This window comes from Planococcus sp. TJ-302 (assembly GCF_058268455.1).
Genome location: NZ_JBZDOI010000001.1, coordinates 764,190 through 782,449, shown reverse-complemented (window position 1 = coordinate 782,449; position 18,260 = coordinate 764,190). Strand labels below are relative to the sequence as shown.

The window sequence follows — 18,260 nt, the reverse complement described above, 5'->3', positions numbered from 1 at the left end:
CGAGGATTCTTTAAAAAAAGAAATACAGATATAACTAAAAATACATGTCAGTTGGTATGAGAAGTACTTTGTATGAATAAAATACACAAAAAATGAAGACCAGCAGCTACTTTATAAGCTACTGGTCTTCATTTTCACTTTCATCATTCTGACGGATGAATGAAAGTATCTCTTCTTTGATAGATTCATTTTTAGCATACGATGGCTTCGGTCTAACTGAAAATATTAATTCAACGAACAATAGGAGTTTCTTGAATTAGGAATTATAGGTCTCCCGGTTAATTCTCACAATATCTTCATGCGTCATTCCAGCTGAAAACTTCTCCATTACTTTGTCCCGCAGAACAGGTGCTTTTTCTTTATCGGCCTTTTTCAACGCTTCTATTAGTTCTTCTTTTGTCAATTCGGTGCAGTAAGCAGGAGTTCCAGGCTGCTCTCTCCAAGAATCACTCAACGAGCCGTTATCCACTGCATCGAAGCCAAGCTCATTCACTATATCGATAATCAATTGTTTTTGTGCTTGATTATCACCGGCAATTGCCATGGCAATGCGGCCAGTCGTGCCTTCGGGGGTTCCTTTATTCTCTAGCGTATAAGCTAACTGATTACTAAAGGCTTTGATGACCGGCCTTCCTAATTGTTTTGAAACCCAAACACTTTCAACCATTCCGTTTTCAATTTCCTCAATCTCATTGTCTCTAAATGGATAATAATTGGACGTGTCTGCAATAATGACTTCATCTCCAACTTGATCGACGATGTGACGCATGCTTGGCATGACATGGAGTGGGAGAGATAGTAAAAGAACATCAATATTTGTGATAACCTCATCTATATTCACGGGTGTTCCCGCAATATCCTTTCCTTCTAAATGTTCAATGTCCCGAGCATCGGCAATTTTAACATCGTGTCCATTTTTAATTAGCTTATTAGAAATACTTGCTCCTATTGGTCCTGCGCCTATAATTCCAAATTTCATGATTTTTCCTCCTAATATGATTTTATTTGATTGTGGTTCGATCTCAGCTATGGAACTTTCAAATCGTCTCAGCATGATATTATCCACTTCGTTGGTAAATAATAAATTTACTTACGCACAAGTGTGTTTTAATAGCAGGGAGTATGTGATGGATAATTATGTGAAAGTTCACGTATTTTCCGTTTAGCGTGGATAAACTACTCTTAGAAAATAGCTATTAACCAAAACGAACGGGAATTCAGGAACGGCATCCTGGTGAAAGTCATTTCTGAAATTCGGCATCTTCCGTTTTTTCTATATATTCTTTTCCGAAAGCTTTCATCATCTCTAAGACAGGAAGTAACTTTAATCCTTTTTCTGTGAGGCTATACTCTACTTTTGGTGGAACAGTTGGGTATACTTTCCGATTAATTATCCCGTCTTGCTCCAGTTCCCGAAGTTGATTAGTGAGCGAACCTTGGGAAATACCTTCAAGAAATTGTTTGATGTTCGAATACCGGCGTGTCGTATCCTTTAAATACCAAAGTATGAAATACTTCCAGCGGCCTGACAACACATTTTGAGTAAAAGCAATTGCGTGCATCTCGCTTTCTTCATCGATAAACTTTTTATTAAATCCATCTCGGCAAACTTTCATTAGGTCTTCTCCCTTCCTAAGGTACAAATAGGTGTACTCAGTGCATTTACATTGCCTTCTTCACAAACTATAAAAGAAACTTGTATGATTAAAACCGGGCGATGAAATTCAACAGAATGGATAGTAATCAAAAGCTCAGGCACTTGCCGGCAATATATTTAGTAGGCTAAATAAAGTATAACATAAGACAGGAGTTATGAAAATGCAGACGAGGCATACACCACTTAAACTTTCCATTTTGGACTTTGTGCAAATTTATAAAGGGAACGACGCCAAACAAAGTCTACAAAACATCACGGAAATGGTGCAATTAGCAGACCGGCTAGGATTTACCCGGTACTGGTTTACAGAGCACCACAATACAACTACCTTAATGAGTACTTCACCCGATATGCTGAGTATGCATGCGGCAGCCCACACCAAACGAATTCGGGTAGGCGCTGGTGGAGTGATGTTACCGAATCATAGCCCATTGAAAGTTATGGAGAATTTTACGCTACTGGAAGGGTTGTACCCGGGAAGAGTGGACCTGGGAATCGGTAGAAGTTCCGGAACGGATGGCTGGACCATGTGGGCCTTGTTGAGGTCCAGGGAGTTGTTAGGGAAAAATGATTTTCCAGAACAACTGGATCATCTCCTTTCATTTTTCGCCCGCGATTTTAAGCAGAACCATCCGTTTAGCCATATCAATCCGCCGGGAGACCAATCATTAGTGCCTGCTATGTATATGCTCGGTTCCAGTGAAGGTGGGCTGCAGTTTGCTTTAGAAAAAGGTTTAGGATTTGTCTTTGCGGCTCATCTGGCCCCACAAATGGCTGTTCCGCTGCTAAGGGAATATCACGACAACTTCAAACCGTCAGCCTATCTAAGTGAACCTAAAAGCATGTTGGCGACAATTGTTATCACAGCTGAGACAGAAGAAGAGGCCAATTATTTAGCAGGACCGGCAGAGTTGGTGTGGGCGAAGATGAGTACAGGGAACACAAACTTCAATCTTCCTACACCAAAAGAAGCCCAGAATCATTTTTATACACCAGAAGAAACAAGAGCCAGAGAAATGAACAAAGAACGCTTTGTGATCGGGAGCGTAGAACAGGTGAAAGAGCATCTTCAGCAACTTGCAAAAGCCAGTTTAGTCGATGAAATCATCGTAGCCGACTTTTATCCGGATCAGGAAAGCCGCATGACAGGCCATACCTTATTGGCACAGGCATTCGAATTGGATTGGGAAAACTAATTTCTTTAATAACGGGGGGAGAAAACAATCATGCATCAACGAAAACTGAAACTTGGCGGCATCATCGATGGAGTGGGCTGGAATTATACGGGGTGGAGCCATCCTGACATGCCCGCCGATGCCAGCGAAAACATCAATTACTATGTTGAAAAAGCCAAACAGCTGGAAGATGCGAAATTCGATACCATCTTTTTGGCGGATGTCAGCCATATCGGCCCCGGCATGATTCCACATTACCTCAGCATGTTTGAAGGGGTGTCCATCTTGTCTGCATTGAGCATGGTGACGAACTCGATCGGATTGGCGGCGACCATCGCCACTTCGTATGCGGACCCGTTCACAGTCGCCAGACAAATCGCCTCGCTCGACAAAATCAGCAATGGACGTGCCGGATGGAATGCGGTCACGTCCAACTCCGGCGGTTTGGCCAATTACAGCCGGACCCATTTCAGCAAATCGGATTTGTATCCGATGAAAAAAGAGTTTCTCGAAATTGTAGAGGGACTTTGGGATTCTTATGAAGACGATGCGTTTATCCGCAATAAAGCGACAGGAGAATTTTATGACCCCCGCAAAATGCATGCATTGAATTATCGAGGGAATTATTTTTCAGTGGATGGGCCATTGAACGTAAGCCGTTCGCGGCAAGGCCGGCCGGTGATCTCGCAAGCTGGAACTTCCTCTGATTTTATGGATATTGCAGCAAAGCATGCGGAAGTTATCATGGCGCCGGGAGATAATGTCGATTACTTGAAGGCGTATACCGCGGAACTGAAAAGGCGAGTGAAGGATCAAGGGCGGTCGTCGGACGATTTGCTGTTGATGCCTTCCCACAGTCCCATCATCGGCAGAACAGAAAAAGAAGCAAGGGAGAAACTGAACGAAATCGAATCGTTGATGCCTTTGGGCCATCACTTGCCAAGGCCAAAATTTATGGGATCTGCCGAAAACGTCGCCGAGCAAATTGAACAGTGGTACAAGGCTGGAATTATGGACATCTTGCTCATCCGGCAAGATTACCCGGCTGGTTTTGAAGACTTTATTGAACTGGTAGTTCCGATTCTCCAGGAAAAGGGAATCTTCCGAACGGAATACGAAGACAATACGCTTCGAGGCAATTTAGAACTGCCATATCCTAAAAATATGTACGTTAAATAAATAGCCAAAAACAAAGGGAGAAATCAATTATGAAAAATCGTATCACAGAATTACTCGGAATCGAATATCCAGTTATTTCAGCTGCCATGACATGGGTCACTTCAGCCGAATTTGTTGCGGCCGTTTCAAACGCCGGAGGGATGGGCGTGTTAGGCCCAAATGCCGGACAGACAGAAAAAGCAACGAGTGCAGAGGATATGGCTTATCGCTTAACCAATGAAATCCGTAAAGTGAAGGCACTGACCAAAAAACCATTTGCGGTGAATTACATCTTTCCGATGGGTGGGGCTTCAGAAGACCCCTTTACAAATGCAGTGTTTAAAGTACTGATCAAAGAAGATATCAAGAATGTCATTGCCATTGGGCAAAACGTCGTCGAACCGGAGCTGAAACGCCTCAAAGAACAGGGAATTAATGTAGTTTACCGGGATTTAAGTCCGACAGCGGGCAAACTGGTGGAGGCTGAAAAAGCAGGAGTGGATGCTCTTATTGTGACGGGTTATGAGGCTGGGGGCCATATGAGTGATTATAAAATCAGCACACTTTCTCTTGTACCTCAAATTACTTCACTTGTGAACATTCCAGTGATAGCTGCTGGAGGCATCGTGAATGGACAAGGAGCAAAAGCAGCATTCTCCATGGGGGCAGAAGCTGTTTATATGGGAACTCGATTTATTGCAACAGAGGAGAATCCCGCAAGTGTCGAAACAAAAAAAGCGATTCTGAATGTGCAAAGCGAAGAGTTTATTGAATTCAAGTCAGCGATTGGAAACTTGAGAACTATTCCGACAGAAGCCGGGAAGAAGGCACTGAAATTGATTAATCAAGGCAAACCCGAAGAAGCCTATCACTATTACGGGGAAGGGTTCAAGATAGGGATGCTGGATGGGGATTTGATTAATGGCACCATCAGTGTGTCTGAAGCAGCTGGAGGTATCCAGCAAATCCTCACATGCAAGGAAGTGGTTGAAGAAATTGTTCATTCACTAGCTGAAAAAATCTCTGTCTGAAAAAATCTGCTTTCTGATTAAACTATCAAATCGTTGAAAGGTAACATATGGTGTATTACCAGAAGCTGTTTACATGTAAGGGGGAAAGAAGAGGGTGCTCTAAAAACAAATGCAGCAACCAAAAAGTTAAGTAAAAACTAACTTTTGAGGTGCTGCACTTCTGTTCAATACAGTTTTTTCTCTTTTCTTTTCCAAGAAATACTCCTCCCAAAAATTCATTTCTGGAAAGAGTATCTCAAAAAAATATTCTTTTTAAATATGTTGGTTATGTGACGATTGCTTCTATTTACATTTTTGCGATTCAAAACTAAACGGTTTAGATAAAAATGAGCGTTTTTCTTTAAACTGGATTTATTCTATAAACTCGATGTCATTCGTTTCCTGAAGTGTGACAAAATTGCACAGTATGCCATTATGATGGTTGATGATTTGCTCAGCGCTCATCTCTTCGGAATCCCAAGTACCGTGCGCGTCTTTGGCAAGGGTCACATCAAATCCCAGGTTGCTGGCACTGCGAGTTGTCGCATCTACGCAATACTCAGTCTGGTTGCCTGCAATAACGAGGTTCTGGACGCCTTTATTTTTCAATATCTCCAGCAGTTTTGTCTCATGAAATGAATCCGGCGTCCATTTCTGGACAATGAAATTTCCTTCTTCGGGAGTGATTGACTGATGAATTTGCCAGAAGTCAGTGCCTTTTACAATGCCAGGGTCGTTATGCTGCACATAAATGACGGGAACGTCAGCTGAACGCGCTTTTTTGATCAAAGACTGCAGATTCTTGAGTAATTGTTCGCTTTGATAGACAGGGTTAGATTGGTCGAACATTTCGTTTTGGGCATCAATGATTAATAAAGCCGTTTTTCGCATCGGACAGTCTCCTCTTCATTTATTCCTTTATCTAATTTTACAAAGGATACAATCCCTTGTATAGTAGCTGTTGTAAAATATGAAAAACAGACATATGGCTGGATTGCTTTTGCAACTTCATGCAGCAGCCTGAATCAGCTAGATAAAGAAGTGCTGCGTTCTTCGAGTCGGTCAATTTGAAATGGATAATATTCTTTTAAATACGATGGTTGCTATCTTAAGCTATTACATGTTCAAAAGCTTAACTAAAACATCGAGACATCTGAACTCTTCAAATTTCAAAAAAGCATCAATTAAAGAAACCGGGTTCAAATTATTATTAATTTACACATGAGGAAAAAGTAGAAGTAGTTATACAGATAGCAAAATACTAAGGGAGAGAAGAGGCTGGTCAAATCGCATCTTCTCTCCCTTTTTGTCTGCGAAAATGTACTTTTGCAAACAGTTATTCTTTTTAACATTAATCTTCGGAAACTTTTTGTGAAACCGTATCGTTATTTTAAATAATACGGATTTTCCATCTATTGGAATTAGATTCAGGGGAGAGGAGGAAAATGAAATAGATATCTTTGAATCAGTATATACTTTAGGTTTTTTGTTTTTAAAAGTCTAATCTATATAGCTGTTATTCTTTACACGCTCTTTAAATACAAATCAACTGATATTGGATTCCTTTTAATTCTGCGTTAACAACTGTGACCATTTGAGCTATTTTTATCTGTTGGCTATTCAACTTAATATGATAATCTGCAAGTTAAAAGAATGACAGGTTTAACTCATTTAAAAAGTATAGATAATCTAAAACTATTAAGATAAACAGGAATAAAAAAAGTAAGCATTTTTTATATTAAGTGGAGGCAATCATTATGAAGAAAAATAAAAGAAATACGTTAGGATATTTATCAATACTAGCAGCAGTAACAAGTTTAGTTTTCTTTTTTTTACCAATAGATGATGAAATCGATGCAATTATTATTGGTTTAATTTCATTATTGGGGATAGGATTTGCTTTAGGATCTAGAGACCTGTGGTATGTTCTTATAGGAACTTTATCAAACATCGCAATGTTAGGAATGGCTTATCTTTTATTAATTGGAGCAGAATTTAGTAAGTTATAAGTAAAAAGCATTAAGATAGAACGAATCAAATTTTTTTACAATGATATATACTTTTATATCGTAATTATACGTTTAGGATTTAGTTATCGAATCTCTTCGGAATGAAAACCGAGATTCAAATAGCAGAAGATATGAAGGAAGATTTGATGAGGATGTATTTTAAAAGATATTTACTATATGAGCAAAAAGAAAGATAGCAGAAAGCGGGGCAGTTTGAATGGGAAACGGGAAAATAATAAGAAGAAATCCAAAGGCCATGCCAGAACCAGTCGGCAATTATACGCATATCACCAAAATTCCAAGAAATGCGGAATTATATGTAGCTTCTGGTCAAGTCGGGATGGATGAGGACGGCAACTTCCCCGAGAACATGAACCGACAAATCAGCAACACGTTTGAAAACATCAAAGCAATCTTAGTTGCAGAAGAATTGAAAGCCGAACATATTGTCAAAGTGAACATCTGGGCAATAGAAAAAATCGATTGGAAATGGATGAATCAGGAATGGTTCGATTTGTTCGGCAATGGATTTCCGGCAATGACAATCGGCTATCTTAACGCGTTAGGATTGCCGGAAATAAAGGTGGAAATTGAAATCTGGGCAGCTAAACCATAGATGGAAAGCGAAACATCATGCAGCAAACAAGCTGCACGATGTTTTTTATTCAAAATACAATTTTCAAAAAAAAAAAAAGACTGTCGCTCTGCTCAAATAATCTGAGTTTTACTACAGCCTGAACACATATTAATTAAATAACGCTTTTACTTTTGTCCGATTTTTACGATAGGCTTGATGGTGATTCCTTTCTTGGAGTCTTCGAAAGCTTCATTAATCTGATCAAAATCATATACTTTGATAAGTTTGTCGAACGGGAACAAGCCGCGCTTGAAATAAGCCACGAGCTGGGGTATGAATACTTGCGGAATCGAATCACCTTCGATGACCCCCATTACTGTTTTGCCTTCTGCCATGATGTCATTATGGACATCGAACGTAATTTCAGGTGTCACACCGACAATCGCGCATGATCCGAGCGGGCGCAGGGCATGAATGGCTTGTTTGACGACTGGTGGAACTCCAGTTGTCTCTACTGCGTAATGTGAGCCGCCATTGGTAATCTTTTTGATTTCTTCGACGACGTCAACATTTTTGCCGTTAAGCGTATGCGTCGCACCCAATTCTTTCGCCAGCTCTAGGCGATCATCGTGAATATCAACTGCAATAATGTTCAGGCAGCCTGCTATCTTTGCTGCCATGACAGCACTCAATCCAACAGCTCCGCTTCCATAAATTGCGATGGAAGAACCGAAATCAGGCTTGAACCGGTTCAATACCGTGCCCGCGCCAGTCTGAATGCCGCATCCGAGTGGGCCGAGAAGCGTTAAATCAACTTCCGGGTCAACTTTGACGACATTCCGTTCGTTGGCAACCGCGAAAGTCCCGAAAGACGATTGCCCGAAAAATGTCGAAACGGCATGGTCGTGTTGATGGATGCGGTTTGTACCGTCCTGCATTTTACCTCCAAAGTTCAAATCATTGAACTTCAGGCAAACTGTCGGATGGCCGGTCAAGCAATTTTCACACTGGCCGCAATAAGCGAATGACAGCACAACATGATCACCAGTTTGGATTGTAGTAACTGCAGATCCTATTTTTTCAACGACTCCTGATCCTTCATGTCCAAGGACTACAGGAAAGGGCGACAAGCCCAAGTCTCTTGCAACAGCATCGGTATGGCAAACACCAGCTGCTACTATTTTCACCAGCACCTCATGCGCTTTCGGTTCGCCCAGTTCCACTTCTTCCACTTTAAACTCTTCTCCTAAACCGTGTGTAACGGCGGCTTGTATTTTCATATAAACCCTCCTCGATAATTTGATCTTCTTAACTGACTACCCGAATATCTTCGATTTATACATGACAATAAAAATGACTGGGGTTAATCGTCATGCAGCGAGAAGTGAAAAACTTTCATTTATAAAATTGAGTTAAGGGGAAGTTAAATTACTCGGACTTATCGAATAAATGAATGACAAAGCAGAAACCAAATTTTTCTTTAGATAACTTTGAAATTATAGACTTCTCTCAATTCGCTCATTAAGAAAGAAGCATCTCATCATCAACAATTATGCAAGTAAGGCTTTCTTGATTGGCTGATGCATCAAGAAATATGAGTTATTTTACATTAAAAGGGTATTATAAACTAAGAAAGAAATTTCTCTTTTTTTTTTTACGTAAAGATCATATGATTCATTTTAAATTTTGAAAGCAGGTGTACGAATGAAATTCTATAAATATATTGAACTTGATGACAGAATTAGCCAGGGCATTTTAGAAAATGGACATTCTTATTGGGAAAAAGAAATACGAGGATGGAACGATAATGAAACTTTCAAAGATAAGACGTCGATAGTCAAAATAAGAGCCATCGAATGTCAAGGCGAATCAGAAATGAAGTTAAATGTTGATTACTCACGCTCTGATATGGAAGAAGACTTAATGATTGACAACCTCGTAAATCGGGCAAAAAACGATTTGCTGGCGGCAGTACCAGCTACTCATTTATAATTCCATCCAGTTAGTCATCAAAGGCAGCCTCTAGGGGCTGCCTTTTCTAATTCTTTTTTTAAAACGGTGATTATTAATATTCAAATGAGTCAACTAGAGCTAAGAATCTTTAAACAACATTTAGATTTAACAATTAGAAAAATAAAATAGAAAAAACTGATTAATGAAAATATTTATGATAGTATTAATTTATTATTTATAATAAAAAAATATCATATTTACATAAACAGTAATCTCCTTCAAGGGGGACATGACATAGGATATCTTCCTTGCCGAACCTTTACATATACAGAAAGAACTCTGCATATGAGTAAGCGTTATTGCACCAAAGGATGGAGGTGAAAAATATGGCTGCTAAGACTAAGCGTAAAAAGAGGAAATGGTTGATTTGGAGCACCTTAGGCATTCTCATTGCAGCGATTGCTGGAGCGGCTGTTTTTATGCCAAAAGGAACCGGAGCTTTTCAATCAGAAATCGCCGAAACGGGAGATATCACGACATATCATAATTTTCCGGGAACAATTGACGCCAAAAACAGAGAAACTGTGATAAGTGAAAAACCGATGGAAATCTGCGAAGTTAAAGTGAAACATGGTGAAAGAGTTAAAAAGGGAGATGTCCTTTTAGTGACATCGTTAGGAGAAGAAATCAAAGCGTCGATAAATGGTGAAGTTACGCAAATTCGAATCCAGAAAAATGCCCAAGTGCCTGCAGGCATCGAGATGATCAAAATAGTGGACTATGTTAATTTTAAAGCCAACGTGAAGGTTGATGAATATAGCCACAAGTATTTGAAAATCAATCAGGAAATTAAGGTTGCCATCAACGCACTCGGTAAAGAACTAGCTGGGACCATTAGTGCTATTTCAAAAGAAGCAAGAAATGAAAATGGTGTTTCTTATTTTATTGCCGCGATTGACCTTGAAAGCGATGAAGGACTGCGGATAGGCATGAGTACAGAGGCAAAACTTGTTAAGGAAGAAGCAATCGAAGTGACTACGCTGCCGATGGAAGTGATTCTTTTTGACAATGAGAACCAGCCATATGTGCTGCTGCCATCAGAGGAAGGGGAGCCTAGGGAAGAATCCATTACGACCGGCATCAATGACGGCATGAGAGTAGAAGTGACAAGCGGTGTATCAGCCGGCGATGAAGTCATGCGCGCGGTTGACGAAGAAGGGCTATTGCAACAGCTCTTCTGGAGGAGATGAGGAGTCATGGCTGAGCAAATTTTGAAGATGGAAGGCATCAGCAAGTCCTATTTCTTGGGTGAAGAAGAGCAAATGGTGCTCAAAAATATCAATCTATCCATCAACAAAGGGGACTTTGCGGCGATCCTTGGGCCATCTGGTTCGGGGAAATCTACATTGATGAACATAATCGGCTGCCTGGATATTCCGACGGAAGGCGATTACATCTTGTCACAGCAAAAAGTGCAGGAACTGGATGAAAAAGAGCTGGCAGCGATTCGCAACAAGGAAATCGGGTTTATTTTTCAGCAATTTCATTTATTGCCCCGCTTAAGTGCGAGGCACAATGTGGAGCTTCCGCTGATTTATGCAGGCGTCCGGGAAAAAGAACGGGAACAGCGGGCAGCCGAAATGTTATCCAGAGTCGGCCTTGAAGGGAAAATGGAGCACCGGCCCACCCAACTTTCCGGTGGCCAGCAGCAGCGTGTGGCCATTGCCAGGGCGATGGTCACCGAACCGACGATCCTGCTTGCCGATGAACCGACGGGTGCGCTTGACCAAAAGACCGGCCAGCAAATCATGGAACTCTTCCACCAATTAAACAGGGAAGGGAAATCGATCATCATGATTACGCATGATGCTGAAATCGCAAAAAATGCGAGAAGGATCTTCCGTATTCTGGATGGTCTGCTCCGGGAGGAGGAAACCGGATGCTAAAGGAAAATTTGAAAATGAGCTGGATGAACGTTGTCCACAACAAACTGCGTTCGGCCTTGACCACCTTGGGCATTGTCATTGGAGTAGGATCCATCATTGCGCTGATTACCATCGTTCGAGGAGTTACAAACGACATGACCAACGATTTTGCTACTTTCCAAGCAGATCGAATCATTGTAACGACTGTAGGAACCCCTTTAAAACAGGGATTGCTTCCCCAAGATATCGAGCGGCTTGAAGAAATTGACAATGTTTCCGGGGTGTCACCCACTGTTACGGGCTTCACTAAGATTGCAGCTGCAGGTGCCGTCAAGGAAGAAGTGAGCGTGAACGGGAAAAACGATGTATATTTTTCGAAAAACGAAGATCTGATTCAAACAGGAAGAGGGATCAATCCATTAGACATTCAAAGTGAAAACAAAGTAAGTTTGATCGGTTCTACGATTGCCCGCGAATTGTTTTTTGGCGAAGACCCTATCGGAGAAACCTTGTTGATAGGAGGCATGAACTTCACCATTATTGGTACACTCCAACAATCGCATGCTTTCTCATCTAGTTCCATTAATGAGGCGGTCATCGTCCCATACACGACATCAATGCGGTTGCTTGGAACCAATTCCATCATGGCGGCAGATGTCTATATGGATGACTCCAATGAGTCTGAAAAGACCTCGCGCGCTATCGAAACCGAACTAAATGAAGCATTTAAAAATCAAGGGGAAGGGTTTTTGATCCGGAATACGCAGGAGATGCTGTCGACCATCAACCGGATGATCACGACGCTGTCTTTGCTAATTGTGGGCATTGCATCTATTTCCCTGGTGGTTGGTGGAATTGGCATTATGAATATGATGCTCGTATCTGTTACAGAAAGGACGGCGGAAATTGGGCTCAGGAAGGCATTAGGAGCGGAACCGAAGCGAATTCAGCAGCAATTCTTGATGGAAGCTATCTTTTTATCGCTTATTGGCGGGATCATCGGCGTCTTAACCGGTGTCATGGCGGCTTATGCTATCTGTTCGTTTATGGACGTGAGTTTCTTGCTGTCTCCCTTAACCATCATGTTGGCTCTTGGCTTTTCTACGACGATAGGAATCGTCTTCGGAATCGCTCCAGCTAGAAAAGCTTCGAATTTGAATCCGATTGAGGCTTTGCGGCGTGTATAGAAATGGCGTGTTGCTGTGCGATAATGTCTCAATAATTTTAAGAAGCAAAAGCAGTTTATTGCTGCCTTTGCTTCTTTTTCGGTATGATGAAGAAAAGCAGAAGGGTGAATGATGAATTTTTCACCATGCAGTAATTGCCTTTTGTTAATAAAGCCATAAGGCGAGTGATGAAATGTCGAATCTTGAAGAACATCCTGCAACTGAGAAAAAGAACGGAAAAGCTGTACCCCAAGGCAAGAAAAGAATCATAAAGAAAATATTGATTTATTTTACGCTATCACTCGTGGTATTAAGTGTTGCCGTTTTGTTGTTTATAAATCTTTATCCATCTTTTGGCGGTAACCCTAGCAAGGAACAAGAAGAGCTATATAATACGTTTGAAAATTATAAAGACGGCAAATTTGTCAATCAAGAATCAACGATGGAATCCGGAAGTGCAGATAGCCCCTCTGCATTCCAGAACTCCGATTCAGCGGCTAACGAGACGAGTCCAGCATCCGGTGACCTTCCTGTTTCTAAGATCGATTGGAACAAGATAAAAGGCAAAGAAGACAGCCTGACCTGGCTTGGCCATTCGGCATTTATATTAAGTCTTGATAATAAGAAAATTCTTGTCGATCCCATGCTGGGACCAAGAGCATCACCAGTTTCCTTTATTGGGCCGAAACGCTACAGTGAAGATTTATTGGATATTGTAGAAGAGATGCCGCCGATTGATGCAGTCTTTATCACGCATGATCATTACGACCACTTGGATTATCAATCGATCAAAAAACTAAAGAGCAAGGTTTCTCATTTCTTTGTTCCATATGGCGTGAGTAATCATTTGATTCAATGGGGTGTTGAAAAAGAAAAAATCACGGAACTTAATTGGTGGGATGAAACGGAATTCCAAGGATTAACCATCGCCTTGACGCCGGCCAAACATTTCTCAGGAAGAGGAATTTTTAACCAGAATTCGACGCTTTGGGGCGGGTGGGTCATTCTTGGAGAACAAACCCGTTTCTATACCAGTGGAGATGGAAGCTATGAGGCACATTTCAAAGAAATTGGCGATAAATACGGACCTTTTGATATTGCATTAATAGAAGGTGCTCAATATGATGAGCGCTGGCCTGAGTCTCATATGCTTCCGGAAGAATCTGTTCAGGCGAATATCGATTTACAAGGCAAACAAATGATGTTAATGCATTGGGGTGCCTTTACGCTCGCGCGGCATGGTTGGAAGGAGCCAATCGAACGAGCATTAAATGCGGCAAAGGAAAATAGAGTTAACCTTATCGCTCCACAAATTGGTGATACGGTTCAGATTGAGGAAAGCTTGTCTGATCCTGTTTCAACCTGGTGGAAATGAGTGAATTGAATTTGTGGTTTAAAGAGCATTTATATATGATTATCGATTTCACAGCAGCCGGGTAATTTACCGGCTGTTTTTATTATAGATCGGAAAAATATAAGAGAGGGAGAAAAAGGCTGGCTCCTCTTATTGAAGAGCATCCTTCTTACTTTTACTGAACGATTTCCGCATAGGTATTTAATCTTACTAGGGAAAGGGCTATTTTTCATAAGTGAAATTCAATCTGCTTTTCAAGCACCTAAGTGTCGCAAGAGTTGCTTAAAATAAACCAAAAAAACGTGTAAAAAATAATTGTTAGAAATATCTATTTTTATGAAAATTTATGTGCTTTAATAGAAATGTAAATATATTGAAACGAGGATGATGGAATGGGTCGTGCGTTAAAGATTATCATTAGTTTTTTGATGTTTTTATCAATAATAGGAGTTTTGCCTGCAGGCAAGACGGCAAACGCAGAAGATGTGTTAGAAGCTATTGTGTTAGAAGAAGAAGTGGCGGCAACGGATACCTTTTCTGCTGATGCTGCGGAACGCTGGTACAAAATTGATGTCCAGCCTGACCAGATCAAGGAACATTCGCATGTCGAAATCACGCTGCAATCGGATCAGGAATTGACGTTTTCCGTTTATTCAAGCGCTCAGCGTGCTACAGACGATGAGACGTTTGACTATTACCGGAATTATTCCTATGCAGATCAAGCTGCATCCGTCCAGTTCCCGATTTCGTGGAAAGGCCCTTATTACATTAAAATTTCCTCGTACTCTGATGAAATGCTGGAAGAGACAGAAGAAAGCGCAGAGATAAACTATACGCTTTCATATAAAGGGAAGAAATTGAAAGCATCTGCTATGATTTATGGCGAGCAATGCCCTGCAGAGCTTGTGTTGGACGGAAAAGTTGTGTCGGAAAAGGATTTGCTTGATAATTTGAGGGCAATTCGCAGTGAAGTGCTTTCCCAGACAGAAAGCGGGGAAGAGCTGACAAAGCTTTACTACAAACTCGCGCCGTTCATTAGCTATCAAGCGGCAACCGATGCCTCGGTGAGGGAGAGCCTTTCACGCAACATTAAACAGCTGGAAGATTTGCTGGGCAAGATTGCAAAAGATGGTTTTTACAGCTCCAAGATCATCACGGCAGCTGAACAAACAGCCATCATCGAATTATATGAGTTGTCATTGAAAACAGCTCCTGAAAAACTTCGAAACGAAATTATCCAAGCCGGAGACTCAATCGGCATCTATTCCTTGAAAGATCGTTCGGTTTTGTCTTTAATGATGAAAACAGACTATGTTAAAAAGGAAGCCGATTCAAATCGGGTAATCGTCAAATTTAAAGAAGGAGCTTCACTAACCAAGGCAAAAACTTCAACATACGGCATCCACAATGTATCTGAATTTGAGGCTTCTTCGCCGCTATTCGACCAGTTCCAAGTTATGGACCTGCCGACAGGAATGTCAGCAGCCAAAGCGGACCAAACTGTTCAGATGCTGGAATCATTGCCGGAAGTGGAATTTATCGAACCGGTTCAGGAATACACTGTGCAATCAACAGATATCTATTACAACGAACAATGGTCCCTTTCGAATGATGGGGAAGGAGTTATAATGAAAGGCGCAGATATCCGCTATAACCCAATGACGGATCTCGTGCAGGAAAAAGAAATGGCGGAGACTGTGACAGCAATTCTCGATACTGGGGTAGATTATACGCTCGCCGATCTTCAGCACCAGATTGCTCATACAGGCTATGATTTTGTCAACGATGACCATGAAGCGCTCGATGATTACGGGCACGGAACACACGTAGCGGGGATCATTGCGGCCGAATCAGGCAATGATTACTCGATGAGCGGCATCAACCAGTTCACTAAAATACTGCCGGTGAAAGTTTTAGATGCCAGCGGCAGTGGAGATACCGAAAAAATTGCCTATGGCATCATTTATGCAGCCGATCAGGGAGCGGATGTCATTAATATGAGTCTTGGAGGCGGTTACAGCCGGGTAATCGAATATGCATTAAAATATGCACATGAGCGCGGCGTAACCATTATTGCGTCTTCAGGAAACGATGGATACGGAGAAGTTTCCTATCCGGCATCATCGAAGTACACAATTTCTGTCGGGTCTACTAACCGCCTGGATCTCGTATCCGATTATTCGAATTACGGACCAGGGCTTGACTTGGTGGCACCGGGCACGGATATTCCTAGTCTTGTGCCGGATGGCAATATGACACTTATGTCGGGAACGTCTATGGCAGCTCCACACGTTGCAGGCGTTGCCGGATTATTGAAATCACTCAATCCATCGCTGACAGTGGATCAAATCCGGACACTTGTTACGGTTTCCGCCGATGATGTAGCATTTACAGAAGAAGATCGTCCAGGCTACCTGGATGAAGTCCCATATATGGATGAGGAATATCCCTATACACCGGTTGAACTCGCTCCAGGATATGATCTGGTTTCCGGGTGGGGCCGGTTGAATGCAGAAGGATCAATTCTCGCGTTAGCGGATAAATGGAATTTGACTCAGAGAATTAGTGGGGCGAGCCGCTATGAAACGGCCGTCAATGTTTCGAAAAAAGGCTGGATTTCTTCTGAGAAAGCAATTCTTGCGGCCGGTGGAAATTTCCCGGATGCCTTAAGTGCTGCGCCTCTTGCCGCTTATTACGATGCGCCGCTCCTATTGACGAAGACGGACGCGTTGCCTGCTGCAGTAAAAGACGAGCTGAAGCGGCTGAAAACGAAAGAAGTGATTCTCATCGGCGGCCAGTCCGCCATCAGTCCGATGGTGGAACAAGAACTCGTAAACCTTGGCATTGCACCGACGAAAATCAAGCGCATCAGCGGCAAAGACCGTTATGCGACATCCGTCAACATCGCGAAAGAAATGGTTGGATCTACTGAAGCGGTGATTGCGAGCGGCTCAACGTTTGCGGATGCCTTATCCGTTGCACCGATTGCAGGGAATAAAAAAATGCCGATTTTACTGACGAAATCGAACGCCTTGTCTCCTGAAGTAAAAGCGCTTCTTTCGTCAAAAGCTTATAAGAAAACGTATATCATCGGCGGCAAAGGTGCGGTTTCCGATCTCGCAGCAAAAGGGATTTTGAATGCGGTGCGCATCTCAGGCGCTTCTAGATATGAAACGAACAGTGCGGTCATTGAGTACTTCAAAGACTCCCTGGATGCTAAAATGATGTATTTATCGACTGGCATCAACTATCCGGATGCATTAGCAGGCTCTGTGAGTGCGGCAAGGCAAAAGGCGCCGCTCATTCTGATGGCCCCGAATGCACAAAATTCATCAACTATCAAAACAATTGAAAATCAGCTGGAATCCGCTACGGGAATCTACATCCTTGGCGGAGAAGGCGCATTGCCGACCAACAACATCAAGTATTTGTTCCAGCAAAAGTGAAATGAATAGAAACCAAAGAAGCAGGCGTTTAGAATTTCTAAACGCCTGCTATTTCTATAGATTAAGAAAAATAAAAGGGAAGTGAAAAAATGAGTGGGGATAAGATACAAGAAGAATTTCAAATTCATCAAATTACAAAAGAATTCGAAGAAGAAGCCAGCGAATTGATCCTAAAAGGATTAGAAGAGCGCTTTGGTTTCATAGATCCTGCGTATAATCCGGATTTGAAAAGCATTTTAGAAAGCTACAAACGAAAAGGAACGGTATTTTTAGTTGGTATCTATAAGCGCCAAGTGGCATGTACAGGAGCTATTTCCTTTGAAACAGATAAGATAGGCAGAGTAGAGCGAATGTCTGTCCTGAAAAAATACAGAAGAACAGGAATGGCGAAGCGGATCATTCATTGTTTAGAGTCATGGGCGAAACAACAAGGCTATCAGCAATTGGTTTTAGAATCAAATAACAGTTGGAACAGTGCAATCGAATTCTATAAGACCATCGGATACACGTTATATTTTGACGACGGGAATTGCAGCCACTTTGTTAAGAAGCTAATTTAAATTAGTGCGGTTTAGTCTATAAAAACTCTTTAATGGATCTAGAACAAATTTGAAGTAAAGCTATATCCTGAGCTTGTCGACAAAAGAAAAATTATTTTTTTAAAGGAATTAACATATACTCTTTTGCAGCAATGCCGGATCCTGCACTCCAGGCGGACGCGTTCCGCGGGCTCGCTGGTAATACCGTTGCTATTGTCTCTGTCCCTGCAACGCTAGCATCGGGACTACCAAATGAAGTGTTTTGCTACTAGTTGAAGCATAACCAGTGAA

General features: G+C 41.8%; 16 protein-coding genes. 12 read left to right on the top strand and 4 right to left on the bottom strand.

Going from position 1 to position 18,260, the window contains the following annotated elements; genetic code table 11:
- Positions 1–256 precede the first annotated feature (256 nt).
- Both AC4EHB_RS04055 and AC4EHB_RS04050 read right to left on the bottom strand, forming a co-directional pair.
- Positions 257–979 carry an NADPH-dependent F420 reductase gene (locus tag AC4EHB_RS04055; protein WP_490980745.1) on the bottom strand — a complete coding sequence of 241 codons (723 nt, stop codon included), beginning with the start codon at positions 977–979 and terminating at the stop codon, positions 257–259.
- Between the two features lie 262 nt (positions 980–1,241).
- The gene (locus AC4EHB_RS04050; protein ID WP_490980744.1) at positions 1,242–1,616 is read right to left on the bottom strand and encodes a winged helix-turn-helix transcriptional regulator; all 375 of its coding nucleotides are present in this window, start codon (positions 1,614–1,616) and stop codon (positions 1,242–1,244) included.
- A gap of 202 nt (positions 1,617–1,818) precedes the next feature.
- Here AC4EHB_RS04050 and AC4EHB_RS04045 point away from each other — a divergent pair, with 202 nt between their 5' ends.
- From AC4EHB_RS04045 to AC4EHB_RS04035, 3 genes are read left to right on the top strand one after another with little or no spacing between them, the layout of a single operon-like run.
- Positions 1,819–2,853, top strand: coding sequence for an LLM class flavin-dependent oxidoreductase (locus AC4EHB_RS04045; protein ID WP_490980743.1), 1,035 nt, complete (start codon positions 1,819–1,821; stop codon positions 2,851–2,853).
- Between the two features lie 30 nt (positions 2,854–2,883).
- Positions 2,884–4,011 carry an NtaA/DmoA family FMN-dependent monooxygenase gene (locus AC4EHB_RS04040; RefSeq protein ID WP_490980742.1) on the top strand — a complete coding sequence of 376 codons (1,128 nt, stop codon included), beginning with the start codon at positions 2,884–2,886 and terminating at the stop codon, positions 4,009–4,011.
- Between the two features lie 29 nt (positions 4,012–4,040).
- Positions 4,041–5,021, top strand: a complete 981-nt coding sequence (locus AC4EHB_RS04035; RefSeq protein WP_490980741.1) for an NAD(P)H-dependent flavin oxidoreductase — start codon at positions 4,041–4,043, stop codon at positions 5,019–5,021.
- Positions 5,022–5,372: 351 nt separating this feature from the next.
- Here the strand turns inward: AC4EHB_RS04035 and AC4EHB_RS04030 are convergent, their stop codons facing one another.
- Positions 5,373–5,891 (bottom strand): cysteine hydrolase family protein, encoded by a 519-nt coding sequence (locus AC4EHB_RS04030; protein WP_490980740.1) that lies wholly within the window; start codon positions 5,889–5,891, stop codon positions 5,373–5,375.
- 866 nt (positions 5,892–6,757) lie between these two features.
- On the opposite strand from AC4EHB_RS04030, the gene AC4EHB_RS04025 reads away from it, so the two are divergent.
- A complete protein-coding gene (locus tag AC4EHB_RS04025; protein ID WP_490980739.1) occupies positions 6,758–7,009 on the top strand; it encodes a hypothetical protein in 252 nt (83 codons plus the stop codon).
- Between the two features lie 217 nt (positions 7,010–7,226).
- Entirely contained in the window at positions 7,227–7,625 is a 399-nt protein-coding gene (locus tag AC4EHB_RS04020; protein WP_490980738.1) for a RidA family protein, read from the top strand.
- 146 nt (positions 7,626–7,771) lie between these two features.
- On the opposite strand, the gene AC4EHB_RS04015 is transcribed toward AC4EHB_RS04020, so the two are convergent.
- Positions 7,772–8,866, bottom strand: a complete 1,095-nt coding sequence (locus tag AC4EHB_RS04015; RefSeq protein ID WP_490974307.1) for an NAD(P)-dependent alcohol dehydrogenase — start codon at positions 8,864–8,866, stop codon at positions 7,772–7,774.
- A gap of 424 nt (positions 8,867–9,290) precedes the next feature.
- Between AC4EHB_RS04015 and AC4EHB_RS04010 the strand changes: the two genes are divergently transcribed.
- The 7 genes from AC4EHB_RS04010 (at position 9,291) to AC4EHB_RS03980 (ending at position 17,990) form a co-directional block, all read left to right on the top strand.
- The gene (locus AC4EHB_RS04010) at positions 9,291–9,578 is read left to right on the top strand and encodes a hypothetical protein (RefSeq protein ID WP_490974306.1); all 288 of its coding nucleotides are present in this window, start codon (positions 9,291–9,293) and stop codon (positions 9,576–9,578) included.
- A gap of 347 nt (positions 9,579–9,925) precedes the next feature.
- Entirely contained in the window at positions 9,926–10,789 is an 864-nt protein-coding gene (locus tag AC4EHB_RS04005) for an efflux RND transporter periplasmic adaptor subunit (protein WP_490981486.1), read from the top strand.
- Positions 10,790–10,795: 6 nt separating this feature from the next.
- Positions 10,796–11,485 carry an ABC transporter ATP-binding protein gene (locus AC4EHB_RS04000; protein WP_490974305.1) on the top strand — a complete coding sequence of 230 codons (690 nt, stop codon included), beginning with the start codon at positions 10,796–10,798 and terminating at the stop codon, positions 11,483–11,485.
- Positions 11,479–12,651 carry an ABC transporter permease gene (locus tag AC4EHB_RS03995; RefSeq protein WP_490974304.1) on the top strand — a complete coding sequence of 391 codons (1,173 nt, stop codon included), beginning with the start codon at positions 11,479–11,481 and terminating at the stop codon, positions 12,649–12,651. Before AC4EHB_RS04000 ends, AC4EHB_RS03995 begins: the two co-directional genes overlap by 7 nt.
- 172 nt (positions 12,652–12,823) lie before the next feature.
- Positions 12,824–14,005, top strand: a complete 1,182-nt coding sequence (locus AC4EHB_RS03990) for an MBL fold metallo-hydrolase (protein ID WP_490980737.1) — start codon at positions 12,824–12,826, stop codon at positions 14,003–14,005.
- 371 nt (positions 14,006–14,376) lie between these two features.
- A complete protein-coding gene (locus tag AC4EHB_RS03985) occupies positions 14,377–17,430 on the top strand; it encodes a cell wall-binding repeat-containing protein (protein ID WP_490980736.1) in 3,054 nt (1,017 codons plus the stop codon).
- 89 nt (positions 17,431–17,519) lie between these two features.
- The gene (locus AC4EHB_RS03980) at positions 17,520–17,990 is read left to right on the top strand and encodes a GNAT family N-acetyltransferase (protein ID WP_490980735.1); all 471 of its coding nucleotides are present in this window, start codon (positions 17,520–17,522) and stop codon (positions 17,988–17,990) included.
- The last annotated feature ends 270 nt before the right edge of the window (positions 17,991–18,260 follow it).